This window comes from Streptomyces sp. NPDC093591 (genome assembly GCF_044764885.1).
In the GTDB taxonomy this organism is placed as follows: domain Bacteria; phylum Actinomycetota; class Actinomycetes; order Streptomycetales; family Streptomycetaceae; genus Streptomyces.
Window position 1 is genome coordinate 208,473 of the sequence record NZ_JBIWIY010000015.1, and the last position, 13,434, is coordinate 221,906.

15 protein-coding genes and 3 tRNA genes are annotated in these 13,434 nt (G+C 69.8%); 15 read left to right on the forward strand and 3 right to left on the reverse strand.

The window, feature by feature from the left end; all coding sequences use genetic code 11:
* Window positions 1–99 precede the first annotated feature (99 nt).
* Complete coding sequence (locus ACIREI_RS29975) at window positions 100–1,365, reverse strand: hydrolase (protein WP_403339269.1); 1,266 nt, start codon at window positions 1,363–1,365, stop codon at window positions 100–102.
* 286 nt (window positions 1,366–1,651) lie between these two features.
* On the opposite strand from ACIREI_RS29975, the gene ACIREI_RS29980 reads away from it, so the two are divergent.
* The 9 genes from ACIREI_RS29980 (at window position 1,652) to ACIREI_RS30020 (ending at window position 6,995) form a co-directional block, all read left to right on the forward strand.
* A tRNA-Thr gene (locus tag ACIREI_RS29980) sits at window positions 1,652–1,724 on the forward strand.
* A 46-nt stretch (window positions 1,725–1,770) separates the two neighbouring features.
* Window positions 1,771–1,843, forward strand: a tRNA-Met gene (locus ACIREI_RS29985).
* Window positions 1,844–1,933: 90 nt separating this feature from the next.
* Window positions 1,934–2,098 carry a 50S ribosomal protein L33 gene (gene rpmG / locus ACIREI_RS29990; protein WP_003948671.1) on the forward strand — a complete coding sequence of 55 codons (165 nt, stop codon included), beginning with the start codon at window positions 1,934–1,936 and terminating at the stop codon, window positions 2,096–2,098.
* Window positions 2,099–2,248: 150 nt separating this feature from the next.
* Window positions 2,249–2,713, forward strand: a complete 465-nt coding sequence (locus tag ACIREI_RS29995; protein ID WP_403339272.1) for a MaoC family dehydratase N-terminal domain-containing protein — start codon at window positions 2,249–2,251, stop codon at window positions 2,711–2,713.
* A 5-nt stretch (window positions 2,714–2,718) separates the two neighbouring features.
* Window positions 2,719–3,147, forward strand: a complete 429-nt coding sequence (locus ACIREI_RS30000) for a MaoC family dehydratase (RefSeq protein ID WP_403339275.1) — start codon at window positions 2,719–2,721, stop codon at window positions 3,145–3,147.
* A gap of 181 nt (window positions 3,148–3,328) precedes the next feature.
* The gene (locus ACIREI_RS30005) at window positions 3,329–3,892 is read left to right on the forward strand and encodes a TetR/AcrR family transcriptional regulator (protein WP_403339278.1); all 564 of its coding nucleotides are present in this window, start codon (window positions 3,329–3,331) and stop codon (window positions 3,890–3,892) included.
* A gap of 83 nt (window positions 3,893–3,975) precedes the next feature.
* Entirely contained in the window at window positions 3,976–5,442 is a 1,467-nt protein-coding gene (locus ACIREI_RS30010; protein WP_403339281.1) for an MFS transporter, read from the forward strand.
* 30 nt (window positions 5,443–5,472) lie between these two features.
* The gene (locus tag ACIREI_RS30015; RefSeq protein ID WP_403339284.1) at window positions 5,473–5,853 is read left to right on the forward strand and encodes a DUF3291 domain-containing protein; all 381 of its coding nucleotides are present in this window, start codon (window positions 5,473–5,475) and stop codon (window positions 5,851–5,853) included.
* A gap of 86 nt (window positions 5,854–5,939) precedes the next feature.
* Entirely contained in the window at window positions 5,940–6,995 is a 1,056-nt protein-coding gene (locus ACIREI_RS30020; protein ID WP_403339287.1) for a UDP-N-acetylmuramate dehydrogenase, read from the forward strand.
* A gap of 48 nt (window positions 6,996–7,043) precedes the next feature.
* Here ACIREI_RS30020 and ACIREI_RS30025 read toward each other — a convergent pair whose 3' ends face one another.
* Window positions 7,044–8,072 carry an adenosine deaminase gene (locus ACIREI_RS30025; protein ID WP_403339290.1) on the reverse strand — a complete coding sequence of 343 codons (1,029 nt, stop codon included), beginning with the start codon at window positions 8,070–8,072 and terminating at the stop codon, window positions 7,044–7,046.
* 137 nt (window positions 8,073–8,209) lie between these two features.
* Window positions 8,210–9,436, reverse strand: a complete 1,227-nt coding sequence (locus tag ACIREI_RS30030; RefSeq protein ID WP_403339293.1) for a pyridoxal phosphate-dependent aminotransferase — start codon at window positions 9,434–9,436, stop codon at window positions 8,210–8,212.
* Window positions 9,437–9,721: 285 nt separating this feature from the next.
* On the opposite strand from ACIREI_RS30030, the gene ACIREI_RS30035 reads away from it, so the two are divergent.
* From ACIREI_RS30035 to rplA, 6 genes are all read left to right on the forward strand, one after another.
* A tRNA-Trp gene (locus ACIREI_RS30035) sits at window positions 9,722–9,794 on the forward strand.
* 108 nt (window positions 9,795–9,902) lie between these two features.
* Window positions 9,903–10,190, forward strand: coding sequence for a preprotein translocase subunit SecE (gene secE, locus ACIREI_RS30040; protein ID WP_398820187.1), 288 nt, complete (start codon window positions 9,903–9,905; stop codon window positions 10,188–10,190).
* An 81-nt stretch (window positions 10,191–10,271) separates the two neighbouring features.
* Window positions 10,272–11,129 carry a transcription termination/antitermination protein NusG gene (gene nusG / locus ACIREI_RS30045; RefSeq protein WP_403339297.1) on the forward strand — a complete coding sequence of 286 codons (858 nt, stop codon included), beginning with the start codon at window positions 10,272–10,274 and terminating at the stop codon, window positions 11,127–11,129.
* A gap of 286 nt (window positions 11,130–11,415) precedes the next feature.
* Entirely contained in the window at window positions 11,416–11,943 is a 528-nt protein-coding gene (locus ACIREI_RS30050; RefSeq protein WP_403339300.1) for a hypothetical protein, read from the forward strand.
* A 219-nt stretch (window positions 11,944–12,162) separates the two neighbouring features.
* Complete coding sequence (gene rplK, locus ACIREI_RS30055; protein WP_028805116.1) at window positions 12,163–12,597, forward strand: 50S ribosomal protein L11; 435 nt, start codon at window positions 12,163–12,165, stop codon at window positions 12,595–12,597.
* Window positions 12,598–12,670: 73 nt separating this feature from the next.
* Window positions 12,671–13,396 carry a 50S ribosomal protein L1 gene (gene rplA / locus ACIREI_RS30060; RefSeq protein WP_048585309.1) on the forward strand — a complete coding sequence of 242 codons (726 nt, stop codon included), beginning with the start codon at window positions 12,671–12,673 and terminating at the stop codon, window positions 13,394–13,396.
* Window positions 13,397–13,434: the final 38 nt, after the last annotated feature.

The window sequence follows — 13,434 nt, forward strand, 5'->3', positions numbered from 1 at the left end:
TCACGCACAGACGCAGGGGGCACGAGCCGCCGACGCACCCCTGCGCGCGCCCACCCGCTCCCTGGCTCCTCCTGCGCAAGCGCACGCACCCACATGCCCTCACGACACTTCCCCCCGCCCCTGCCGCGGCAGCCCCAACTCCGCCGCCACGGCCGAGTTGCAGTACTCCCGCACCGCGCTCGTGCGCGCCACCACGCGCCCCCGGTGCACCACGATGCGGCTGTACGCCAGCGACAGCGCCCCCGCCAGTCGGTCCCCGCGCACCGCCAGCAACTCGGCCGGGAAGCCCGCCTCCACCCGCACCTCGGGCAGGCCCAGCACCGCACGCGCCGACGCGCTCACGGCGTCGTACGCGTCCTCGGGGCGCAGTCCGTGGCGCGAGGACAGCAGGTAGGCGGCCTCCAGCGGGTCGCCTCGGCCCACCGGGTTCGACACGTCCCGCAGGGCGCCGCTCCCGGCGGCGAGGCGTACGCCGGCCGCGCGCAGCAGTCGTACGGGCGCGGTGGCCCGCCGTTCCACGCCCCCGCAGCCGCCCTGCGGCAGGCACACCACCGTCACCCCGGCCGCCGCGAGCTGGTCCGCGATGCGGGAGGCGGCCTGGGCCGGCAGGCGCCCCAGGCCGCCGCACGGGCCGAGCGTCACGCCGGGGCGCAGTCCGCCGGCCATCGCGGCGAGGCGGGCCAGCCGGGCCGGGTCGGCGGCGTCCGTGTGCAGGTCGACGGGGCAGCCGTGCTCGGAGGCGACCTCCAGGACCGCCTCCACGTAACCCGTCGGATCCGGGTCCAGATCGGGGCAGCCGCCCACCACGTTCGCGCCCATCTTCAGCGCGTCCCGCAGCATCGCGAGCCCCTCGGCCCCGGCCGCCCCGGTCAGCAGCCGCGGCATCGCCACCGTCGTCAACTCGGTGAGCCCGCGCAGCGAACGCCGTGCCTGCAACACGGCGGCCAGGGCCCCGAGCCCCTGAACGTCGCCCACACGCACGTGTGCCCGCAGCGCGGTCGCCCCGTGCCCGAGCTGGAGCAGGGCGGCCTCGGTGGCGCGGCGCTGGACGTCCTGGGGGTCGTAGGAGACCGGTCCGCCCTCGTCGGCGGAGAGCGCGGTGTCGCCGTGGGCGTGCGGTTCGGCCGGGGCCGGCATGAGCAGATAGCCGCCGAGGTCCACACGAGCGCCGCCCGCGCGCGTGTCGCCCGCCGCCAGGCTCCCGGCCGTGCCGACCGCCTCGATGCGCCCGCCGCCCAGCCGCACGTCCACCGTCCGGCCGTCGGTGAGCCGTGCCCCGCACAGCAGCAGAGCACCCGGGTCGGTCGGGCCGGACGAACCCGACGAGGACGACGAGTGGGGCGGCTGGGGCTGACTGTCGGGCATCGCGTTCCAGAGGCTCGGGGCTGCGCGTCGGGGGCTGCGGGAACGGTGCTGGGGAACTGCGCCGGGCACGCAAGATCACGCAGAGTGAGTCGAGCCTAGGGTGGCGATCCGGCCACGGCGTGCAGGAGCGCAATAGTCGTACCGGTGTGGTCCGCCGAACGGAGCCGTGTGCGCGGTACCGCAGTGGTCTGCGAGGCGTCTGCGCGCACCGCGGATCGGCCGTGGACAGGGCCCGGGAAACGGATTTGGGTGAACGGCAGCCGAGCGTGTAATGTCTTCATCGCTCGCCCCAATAGCTCAGTCGGCAGAGCGTCTCCATGGTAAGGAGAAGGTCAACGGTTCGATTCCGTTTTGGGGCTCTGGTGTGAGAGGTTCCCGCCGCAAGGCGGGGCCCGATCTCATCAAAGCGGTGTAGCTCAGTCGGTAGAGCAAGCGGCTCATAATCGCTGTGTCACCGGTTCAAGTCCGGTCACCGCTACTGACAGTAGCCGATTGCGGGGTCGGTCCTTCGATCGGCTACTCTTTCTTGCGTTGAATTAGTCCACCCGTTCGTCTTAGGAGCACTCACGTGGCTGCCACCGACGTCCGCCCGAAGATCACGCTGGCCTGCGTGGAGTGCAAGGAGCGGAACTACATCACCAAGAAGAACCGGCGTAACAACCCGGATCGTCTTGAGATGAAGAAGCACTGCCCGCGTTGCAACGCGCACACCGCGCACCGCGAAACGCGATAAATCAGGCTCGTACACGAGGCCGCCCCCATCAGTTGGGGGGCGGCCTCGCGTCGTTTCCACGCCGGTTACCGGCCGGTTCCGGCCGAGCCCGGCGGATCGGCCAGGCGAACCAGCAGGTCAACCGCAGCAGACAGCAGGAGGTACCGAGCCATGGCGCTCGACCAGTCCTTCGTGGGGCGGAGCTACCCGCCCACCGAGCCCTATGAGGTGGGACGGGAGAAGATCCGTGAGTTCGCGGAGGCGGTGGGGGACACCAACCCGGTGTACCTGGACCCGGAAGCCGCCAAGGCGCTCGGCCACTCCGATGTGATCGCCCCGCCGACCTTCGTCTTCGCGATCAGCTTCAAGGCCGCGGGACAGGTCATCGCCGACCCCCAGCTGGGCCTGGACTACAGCCGGGTGGTGCACGGCGACCAGAAGTTCGCCTACACCCGGCCGGTGCGCGCCGGCGACCGACTGACCGTGACCTCGACCATCGAGGCCGTCAAGTCCATGGCGGGCAACGAGATCGTGGACATCCGCGGTGAGGTCCACGACGAGGCGGGGGAACATGTCGTGACCGCCTGGACGAAGCTCGTCGCCCGTGGGGCGGACGCCGAAGAAGGGCAGGGCTGAGTCGGATGACGGCGAAGATTACGTACGGCGACGTCGAGGTCGGCACCGAACTGCCCGCCCAGACCTTCCCCGTGACCCGCGCCACGCTCGTCCAGTACGCGGGTGCCTCCGGTGACTTCAACCCGATCCACTGGAACGAGAGGTTCGCCAAGGAGGTCGGACTGCCCGACGTCATCGCCCACGGCATGTTCACCATGGCCGAGGCGATCCGCGTGGTCACCGACTGGACCGGCGACCCGGCCGCGGTCGTCGAGTACGGCGTCCGCTTCACCAAGCCCGTCGTCGTACCGAACGACGACCAGGGCGCCACGATCGAGGTCAGCGGCAAGGTCGCGGCCAAGCTCGACGACAACAAGGTCCGCGTGGACCTGACCGTGCGGAGCGCCGGTCAGAAGGTGCTCGGGATGTCGCGGGCGGTCGTGCGGCTGGCGTGAAAACGTCGACGTGAACGGCACGCGCGTGCCGTGAGGTAAGGGGCGCTCTCCATTGGGGGGCGCCCCTTACCTGTTGCGTCGATCCTCGCCCGTTGCGTCGATCCGCGCCTGTTGCGTCGGCACCCGTTGTGTCGGCCTCGCCCCTTGACCTAGTTAGTGATTGAGTACTAACTTACTTCTCATGGTCAGGATGAGTGCAGAAGAGAGGCGCGAGAGCGTCATCCGCGCGGCGACGACCGAGTTCGCCCGCGGTGGCTACTACGGCACGTCGACCGAGGCGATCGCCAGGCGGGTCGGTGTCTCGCAGCCGTATCTCTTCCGGCTCTTCCCGGGCAAAAAGGCGATCTTCCTGGCGGCGGCCGAGCGCTGCGTGGAGGACACCATCCGGATGTTCGCGGAAGCCTCCGAGGGGCTGGAGGGTGAAGAGGCCCTGCATGCCATGGGTGACGTGTATCGGAAGGTCGTCTCGGAGCAGCCTGAGCGGCTGATGATGCAGATGCAGATGTACCTCGCCGTGGCGGCCGCCGAGCAGGAGGGTGACCACGAGTTCGGCGAGGTCGTGCGCACCGGCTGGATGCGGCTTTGGGACACCGTCCACCTGCCGCTGGGCGCGGACGTCAATGAGACGACGACCTTCATGGCGTACGGCATGCTCATCAACTGCCTGGTGGCCATGGGCTTCCCTCCCGAGCATCGCGTCTGGGCGGGGATGACCCCGCCGGGGCAGGGCGGGAGTCCTTCGTAGGGGATGGGTGACAGGGCTCACCCGGGCCCCTTCATGAGGTCGAAAGTTAGTGACCAATAACTATCTCAAGCGCTGGGGGAGCGATGTCACAGCAGACCGAACAGAACACCCGGACAGCACGCCGGGGCGGAGCCGTCTGGGCCCTTGTCATCACGAGCGTCGCCGGGTTCATGGCGGCCCTCGACAATCTCGTCGTCACCACCGCACTGCCCTCCATCCGTGAGGACCTGGGCGGATCGCTGCCCGACCTGGAGTGGACGGTCAGCGCCTACACGCTCACCTTCGCCGTGCTGCTGATGTTCGGCGCGGCGCTCGGCGACCGCTTCGGCCGGCGTCGGCTCTTCCTCGTGGGCATCACGATCTTCACCGGCGCGTCCGCCGCCGCGGCCCTCGCGCCAGGTGTCGACTCCCTGATCGCCGCCCGCGCGGTCCAGGGCGCCGGGGCGGCCATCATGATGCCGCTGACACTGACCCTGCTGACGGCGGCCGTCCCCGCGGCCAAGCGAGGGATGGCGTACGGCATCTGGGGGGCCGTCAACGGGCTCGCGATCGCGTCCGGGCCGCTCGTCGGCGGGAGCCTCACCGAGCACATCTCCTGGCAGTGGATCTTCTGGCTGAACGTTCCGCTCGGCCTCGCCCTGCTGCCGCTCGCCCGCCTGCGCCTCGCCGAGTCGTACGGCACCGGCGCCGCGCTCGACCTCCCCGGCACGCTGCTCGCCAGCGGCGGTCTGTTCGGGATCGTGTACGGCCTGGTCCGCGGCCCCGCCGACGGCTGGACCGGCTCCCTGGTCCTGACCGGCCTGTTCGCCGGTGGCACGCTGCTCGTCGGGTTCGTGCTCTACAGCACCCGCGCCAAGAACCCGATGCTGCCGATGCGGCTGTTCCGCTCCCGGGCCTTCTCCGGGATCAACGCCGCGAGCACGCTGATGTTCCTCGGCATGTTCGGGTCGATCTTCCTGCTCAGCCAGTACATGCAGGGCGTGCTCGGCTACTCGCCCACCGAGGCGGGGCTGCGGATGCTGCCGTGGACCGGTATGCCGATGCTCGTCGCGCCGATCGCCGGGATCCTCGCCGACCGCGTCGGCGGCCGGCCCGTCGTCGCCACGGGCCTGTTCTTCCAGGCCGCCGGGCTCGCCTACATGGCGTCCGTGGTCACCGTCGACGTCTCCTACGCCGCCCAGCTGCCGGGTCTGATCATCAGCGGTGTCGGCATGGCCCTGTTCTTCGCCCCGGCCGCCCACCTGGTCATGTCCAGCGTCCGTGCCTCGGAACAGGGCATCGCCTCTGGCGCCAACAACGCGCTGCGCGAGGTCGGCGGTGCGCTCGGCATCGCCGTCATGGCGTCGATCTTCTCCGCGCAGGGCGGCTACGAGAACGGCCAGACCTTCGTCGACGGCCTGCGGCCCGCCCTGGTCACCGGTGCCGCGGTGGTGGCCCTCGCCGGGGTCGCGGCCCTGCTGATACCGGCCCGGCGGCGCGATGGCGGGGACGGGGCCGGGAAGCCGGCCGAGCAGGCGCCGGAGCCGGTGCTGGAGACGGCCACCCACTGACCACGACACACCGGACCCTGAGGAGCAGTCATGCCCACCCTTCCCTGGACCGTGCCGAACCCCGCGCCGCCCCATACCGAGGTGCACGTCTTCGCCTCCCGCTTCGAGACCCGCACCCTCTGGGGAGCGCTCCGCTTCCTCGCCCGTACGCCGGGCGTGTGGCGGCAGGTGAGCCGCGCGCCCGGCGCGTACGGGGCCTCCCTGAAGGCCGAGCCGTTCATGCGGACCTTCTGGACGCTGTCCGCCTGGGAGTCGCCCGCGGCGCTCAAGGACTTCGCCCGCTCGGGCGCCCACGCCCCGACGTCGCGGGGTCTGTCCGCACAGATGCGGGACGCGAAGTTCGCCACCTGGCAGGCGTCGAGTGACGAACTCCCGCTCGGCTGGACAGAGGCGTTCCGGCGACTGACCTGAACGGCACGCGCGCGTGGCGTGCGCCTGCGCCCCGGCACCGCGCACGGGTGCCGGGGCTGTCAGTGCCGTCTCGTAGTCTTGGGCCCGTGCAGGAACTCCACGACGCCCCCCTCGCCCCCCTCACCACCTTCCGGCTGGGCGGCCCCGCCACCCGCCTGGTCACCGCCACGACCGACGCCGAGGTGATCGACGTCGTGCGCGAAGCCGATGCCAGTGGCACCCCGCTGCTGCTCGTCGGCGGCGGATCGAACCTGGTCATCGGGGACAAGGGCTTCGCCGGCACCGCGCTGGTCATCGCCACCAAGGGCGTCGAGCTGGACGGCACCACGCTCGAACTGGCCGCCGGCGAGGTGTGGACCGACGCCGTCGCCCACACCGTCGAAGCCGGGCTCGCCGGGATCGAGTGCCTCGCCGGAATCCCCGGCTCCGCGGGCGCCACGCCGATCCAGAACGTCGGCGCCTACGGCCAGGAGGTCTCCTCGACGATCACCGAGGTGATCGCGTACGACCGCCGCGCGGGCGAGACCGTCGTCATCCCGAACGCCGAGTGCGACTTCTCCTACCGCCACAGCCGCTTCAAGGCCCACCCCGAGCGCTACGTCGTCCTGCGCGTCCGCTTCCGGCTGGAGGAGGCCAACGGGCTCTCCGCCCCCATCAAGTACGCCGAGACGGCCCGCGCCCTCGGCGTCGAAGCCGGCGACCGCGTGCCGCTGGCCGCCGCGCGCGAGACGGTGCTGAAACTGCGTAGCGGCAAGGGCATGGTCCTGGACCCCGAGGACCACGACACCTGGTCGGCCGGATCCTTCTTCACCAACCCGATCCTCACCGACGAGCAGTTCGCCGCGTTCCACGCGCGCGTGCGCGAACGCCTCGGCGACGGGGTGGAACCGCCCGCGTACCCGGCGGGGGAGGGGCACACCAAGACCTCCGCGGCCTGGCTCATCGACAAGGCGGGGTTCACCAAGGGGTACGGCACCGGCCCGGCCCGCATCTCCACCAAGCACACCCTCGCCCTGACCAACCGGGGCGAAGCGACCACCGAGGACCTCCTCGCCCTCGCCCGCGAGGTCGTGGCCGGCGTCCGCGAGGCCTTCGGCATCACGCTGGTCAACGAGCCGGTGACGGTCGGCGTGAGCCTGTAGCCCAGCTCTCGGCAGGCCGTGACGGCCGTACGACCGTCCGCTCCATGGCTAGGCGAGCCAGTCGTCCACCCCCGCCAGCAGCTTCGCCTTCACCTCCTCCGGCGCCGCGGAAGCCCGCACCGACTGCCGGGCCAGTTCCGCCAGTTCCTCGTCCGTGAAGGCGTGGTGGTGGCGGGCGATGTCGTACTGCGCGGCGAGGCGGGAACCGAAGAGCAGGGGGTCGTCGGCGCCGAGGGCCAGCGGGACGCCGGCCTCGTACAGCGTCCGCAGCGGAACGTCCTCCGGCTTCTCGTAGACGCCCAGGGCGACGTTCGACGCGGGGCACACCTCGCAGGTCACGCCCCGGTCGGCGAGGCGCTTCAGCAGCCGCGGGTCCTCGGCCGCCCGCACTCCGTGGCCGATCCGGTTCGCGCCCAGGTCGTCCAGGCAGTCACGGACCGAGGATGGGCCTGTCAGCTCGCCGCCGTGCGGGGCCGAGAGCAGGCCGCCCTCGCGGGCGATGTGGAAGGCGCGGTCGAAGTCCCTCGCCATACCCCGGCGCTCGTCGTTCGACAGCCCGAATCCGACCACGCCCTGGTCGGCGTACCGCACCGCGAGCCGCGCCAGCGTGCGGGCGTCCAGGGGGTGCTTCATACGGTTCGCGGCGACGAGGACGCGCATCCCCACACCCGTGTCCCGCGACGCCGTCTCCACCGCGTCCAGGATGATCTCCAGCGCCGAGATCAGACCGCCCAGCCGGGGCGCGTACGACGTGGGGTCCACCTGGATCTCCAGCCAGCCGGAGCCGTCCTTCAGATCCTCCTCCGCGGCCTCCCTGACCAGGCGTTGGATGTCCTCCGGCTGCCGCAGGCACGAGCGCGCCGCATCGTACAGGCGTTGGAAGCGGAACCAGCCCCGCTCGTCCGTCGCCCGCAGCTTCGGCGGCTCCCCGCTGGTCAGCGCGTCGGTCAGCGCCTCGGGCAGGCGCACACCGTACTTGTCGGCCAGTTCCAGCAGGGTCGCCGGCCGCATTGAGCCGGTGAAGTGCAGGTGCAGATGGGCTTTCGGCAGCTCAGAGACATCACGTACACGCTCCATCCCAGGATCCTGCCGCACGTGTCCGCCGTCCCGGTAGCGCTTTCCCCGAACGTGGTCTTGCTCGCACGCGCGGACGACGAAGCGGGCCGCTCCCCGAGGGGAACGGCCCGCCACCACCTCCTCACGTGAGGAGGTGGTCAGTCCCTGGCCTCCGCCAGCAGCTTCTGGATCCGGCTCACGCCCTCGACGAGGTCCTCGTCACCGAGCGCGTACGACAGCCGCAGATAGCCCGGCGTGCCGAAGGCCTCGCCCGGCACCACCGCGACCTCGGCCTCCTCCAGGATGAGCGCGGCCAGCTCGACCGAGTCCTGCGGGCGCTTGCCGCGGATCTCCTTGCCGATGAGGGCCTTCACCGAGGGGTACGCGTAGAAGGCGCCCTCGGGCTCCGGGCAGACCACGCCGTCGATCTCGTTGAGCATCCGCACGATCGTCTTGCGGCGGCGGTCGAAGGCCTCGCGCATCTTCGCGACCGCGTCCAGGTCACCGGAGACGGCGGCGAGCGCGGCGACCTGGGCGACGTTCGAGACGTTCGACGTCGCGTGCGACTGGAGGTTGGTCGCGGCCTTCACGACGTCCTTCGGGCCGATGATCCAGCCGACCCGCCAGCCCGTCATGGCGTACGTCTTGGCGACACCGTTGACCACGACGCACTTGTCGCGCAGCTCCGGCAGGACCGCGGGCAGCGACACGGAAACCGCGTCGCCGTAGACCAGGTGCTCGTAGATCTCGTCCGTCATCACCCACAGGCCGTGCTCGACGGCCCAGCGGCCGATCGCCTCGGTCTCGGCCTCGCTGTAGACGGCGCCGGTCGGGTTGGACGGCGACACGAAGAGGACGACCTTCGTCTTCTCCGTACGGGCCGCCTCCAACTGCTCGACCGAGACGCGGTAGCCGGTCGTCTCGTCGGCGACGACCTCGACCGGGACACCGCCCGCGAGACGGATGGACTCCGGGTAGGTCGTCCAGTACGGGGCCGGCACGATGACCTCGTCGCCCGGGTCGAGGATCGCGGCGAAGGCCTCGTAGATGGCCTGCTTGCCGCCGTTGGTGACGAGGATCTGGGAGACGTCGGGCTCGTAGCCGGAGTCGCGCAGCGTCTTCGCGGCGATCGCGGCCTTCAGCTCCGGCAGACCGCCGGCCGGGGTGTAGCGGTGGAACTTCGGGTTCTTGCACGCCTCGATGGCGGCCTCGACGATGTAGTCCGGCGTCGGGAAGTCGGGCTCACCGGCGCCGAAGCCGATCACCGGACGCCCGGCGGCCTTGAGGGCCTTGGCCTTGGCGTCCACGGCGAGGGTGGCGGACTCGGAGATCGCGCCGACTCGGGCGGAGACCCGGCGCTCGGTGGGAGGGGTTGCAGCGCTCATGGGGCCCATCGTTTCAGACAGGAAACGTGCCCGGCACGGGGGTTTCACGGACTGAACATCAGCTGAACAACCGTCCGGATCCGGCGTGCGGCCTGGGCGATCTTGCACTGTCGCACGGCCGAACTCCAGGCGATCTTCCGCCACCCAAGCCCCCAGCGGCCACTTTCTGTTCGACGAGGCGCCCGGGACCACGTACACTCTCACCTCGTTGGCCTTCAGCAGCCCGCGGTCGCAAGGTGCACACCGAGCACCCGGTCGGATGCGGTACGTTGGGGGACACCACAAAGGGTCGTAGCTCAATTGGTAGAGCACCGGTCTCCAAAACCGGCGGTTGGGGGTTCAAGTCCCTCCGGCCCTGCTACACACTCCTTCGCCAGGATGTGTGCGCATGTACGTACAGCAATGCACCGCCGTGCGGCTCAGACCGGGCGCGGCACGGCCACGACCCGGAATCAGGTGAGGACGAGTGACGGACGCCGTGGGCTCCATCGACATGCCTGATGCCCAGGACGAGGCGCCGGAGTCCAAGAAGAAGACCCGGAAGGGCGGCAAGCGGGCCAAGAAGGGTCCGCTGAAGCGCCTCGCGCTCTTCTACCGTCAGATCATCGCGGAGCTCCGCAAGGTCGTCTGGCCGACGCGGAACCAGCTGACGACGTACACCACTGTGGTGATCATCTTCGTCGTCCTCATGATCGGCCTGGTGACCGTGATTGACTATGGGCTCGACAACGCCGCCAAGTACGTCTTCGGCTGAGCCAAGAGCGAAGGGCGCCGCGGTTACCGGCGCCCCTTTTCGTATGTTCCACCCCTATGTATCCAGGAAGAAGCAGCCACCGTGTCTGACCAGAACCTGAACGACGCCATCGAGCCGCACGGGCAGGACGTCGAGTCCGTGGAAGACGAGCTCGACATCGTCGAGGGCGCTGACGAGGACCTGGACGAGGTCGAGGCTGCCGACGCCGAGGCGGGCGAGCCCGCCGAGGAAGCCGCGCTGAGCGTCGAGGACGAGTCCGGCGGTGACGTCGAGGCTGTCGAGGACGAGGAAGAGGGCGCCGAGGAGGAGCCCGCCGAGCCCGTCGACCCCGTCGCCGCCCTGCGCGAGGAGCTCCGCACCCTGCCCGGCGAGTGGTACGTCATCCACACCTACGCCGGTTACGAGAACCGCGTGAAGACCAACCTGGAGCAGCGCGCCGTCTCGCTGAACGTCGAGGACTACATCTTCCAGGCCGAGGTGCCGCAGGAAGAGGTCGTCCAGATCAAGAACGGCGACCGCAAGACGATCAAGCAGAACAAGCTGCCGGGTTACGTCCTGGTCCGCATGGACCTGACCAACGAGTCCTGGGGCGTCGTCCGCAACACGCCCGGTGTCACCGGCTTCGTGGGCAACGCCTACGACCCGTACCCGCTGACCCTGGACGAGATCGTCAAGATGCTCGCCCCGGAGGCCGAGGAGAAGGCCGCCCGCGAGGCCGCCGAGGCCGAGGGCAAGCCCGCTCCGCAGCGCAAGGTCGAGGTCCAGGTGCTGGACTTCGAGGTCGGCGACTCGGTCACCGTCACCGACGGCCCGTTCGCCACGCTGCAGGCCACGATCAACGAGATCAACGCCGACTCGAAGAAGGTCAAGGGTCTCGTGGAGATCTTCGGCCGCGAGACGCCGGTCGAGCTGTCCTTCGACCAGATCCAGAAGAACTAGCAGTACAGCAGCCTTCGCAAAGGGCCTTCGATCAGCGGTTTTCGCTGGTCGGAGGCCCTTTTGTCGTGCGCGTCGGCACCCGTGCGGGCCGCGCATCCAAAAAATGTGTGCTGCGCCACAACCATCCGGTGAGCCCGCCGGTCTGACTTGATGACCGAAACGCGCGGACAGTGTTCTTCGTCGCGATCTATGACTCTTAGTGGCTGTTTGCCCAGAGTTGGTCGCTGCCCGCGTCGGCATTCGGCACCTGTCGAGTCAGTCACCATGAAGTAGGGGGAACTTCCTCATGCGTGCTCGAACCATCCTGGTCGCGGCGGCCGCGTCCGCCTGCGTCCTGCTGCCGACGACCTCCGCGGTCGCCGGCACGGGCCCGGCCCCATCGCCGAACAAGCAGAACCCGACCGCGCGCTCGACCGCCCCGTCCGAGGCGGGCAACCCGCTGAGCGTCAAGGCGCAGGCGGCCGGCGTCTGCTCGGACGCCTATCAGATCGGCGCCACCGCCTATATCAACCGGGGCGGCGCGCACGTGGCCTCGGTGAAGCAGTTCTACTCGCCCAAGTGCAACGCGAACTACGGCTATGTCTGGGTGTGGCAGAGCTTCCGCGACAAGGTCAAGGACTACGACGTCAGCACCGGCGTCTACAGCTACGCCCGTGACGAGGTCGTGGGCCAGGACTGGTGGAACGCCACCAACAGCCAGGAGTTCTGGTCCCTGCCCGCCGACACGGTGAAGGAGTGCACCGCGGCCATCGGCACGCTGCGCGCTCCCGGTGATCCGGTGCCGGGTCAGGCCACCACGGCCAAGCGCTGCTGACCCCCCGTCCCTGACCCCGGCCGACGCGCGGCGGCCGGGGTCGGCCCCTGTTCGGGGTCGCGCACGGCCGGGCGCCTGAGCTGCCGGTTTTGGCCCTGACGCGTTACCCGTTATCGTTGTGCGGTATGCCTCCATCCGGATGATCCGGACGTTCACCGTTCCAGGTGGCCAGCGGTACGGATGGCGGCGGAAAACTCTCACTAAGGACCCGGAGAGAGCATGCCTCCCAAGAAGAAGAAGGTCACGGGGCTCATCAAGCTCCAGATCCAGGCCGGTGCCGCCAACCCGGCTCCGCCGGTCGGCCCCGCGCTGGGCCAGCACGGCGTCAACATCATGGAGTTCTGCAAGGCCTACAACGCCGCGACCGAGTCGCAGCGCGGTTGGGTCATCCCGGTGGAGATCACGGTCTACGAGGACCGTTCCTTCACCTTCATCACCAAGACTCCGCCGGCCGCCAAGATGATCCTCAAGGCCGCGGGCGTCGAGAAGGGCTCCGGCGAGCCGCACAAGACCAAGGTCGCCAAGATCACCGAGGCGCAGGTCCGCGAGATCGCCACCACCAAGATGCCCGACCTCAACGCCAACGACCTGGACGCCGCCGCGAAGATCATCGCCGGCACCGCCCGTTCCATGGGCATCACGGTCGAGGGCTGATCCCAACCCCCAAGCAGAAGTGGCGGGGCCTGCTCGGCCCGGACCACAACTCCTAGAAGCAACAGGAGCAGTAGTGAGCAAGCGCAGCAAGACTCTCCGCGCTGCGGACGCCAAGATCGACCGGGAGAAGCTCTACGCCCCGCTCGAGGCCGTCCGTCTCGCCAAGGAGACGTCCACGACCAAGTTCGACGGCACCGTCGAGGTCGCCTTCCGTCTGGGTGTCGACCCGCGTAAGGCCGACCAGATGGTCCGTGGCACCGTGAACCTTCCGCACGGCACCGGTAAGACCGCCCGGGTCCTGGTCTTCGCGACCGGTGACCGTGCCGAGGCCGCGCGTGCCGCGGGCGCCGACATCGTCGGTGCCGACGAGCTGATCGACGAGGTCTCGAAGGGCCGCCTGGACTTCGACGCCGTCGTTGCCACCCCGGACCTCATGGGCAAGGTCGGCCGCCTCGGCCGCGTGCTCGGTCCGCGTGGTCTGATGCCGAACCCGAAGACCGGCACCGTCACCCCCGACGTGGCCAAGGCCGTCACCGACATCAAGGGCGGCAAGATCGAGTTCCGCGTCGACAAGCACTCGAACCTGCACTTCATCATCGGCAAGGTGTCGTTCGACGACAGCAAGCTGGTGGAGAACTACGGCGCCGCGCTGGAGGAGATCCTCCGTCTGAAGCCGTCCGCCGCCAAGGGGCGCTACATCAAGAAGGCCGCGATCAGCACCACGATCGGCCCCGGCATCCCGGTCGACCCGAACCGCACCCGCAACCTCCTCGTCGAGGAGGACCCGGCCGCGGTCTGAGCCAACGGCTCACCAGGCTCACAGACGGGCCCCGCACC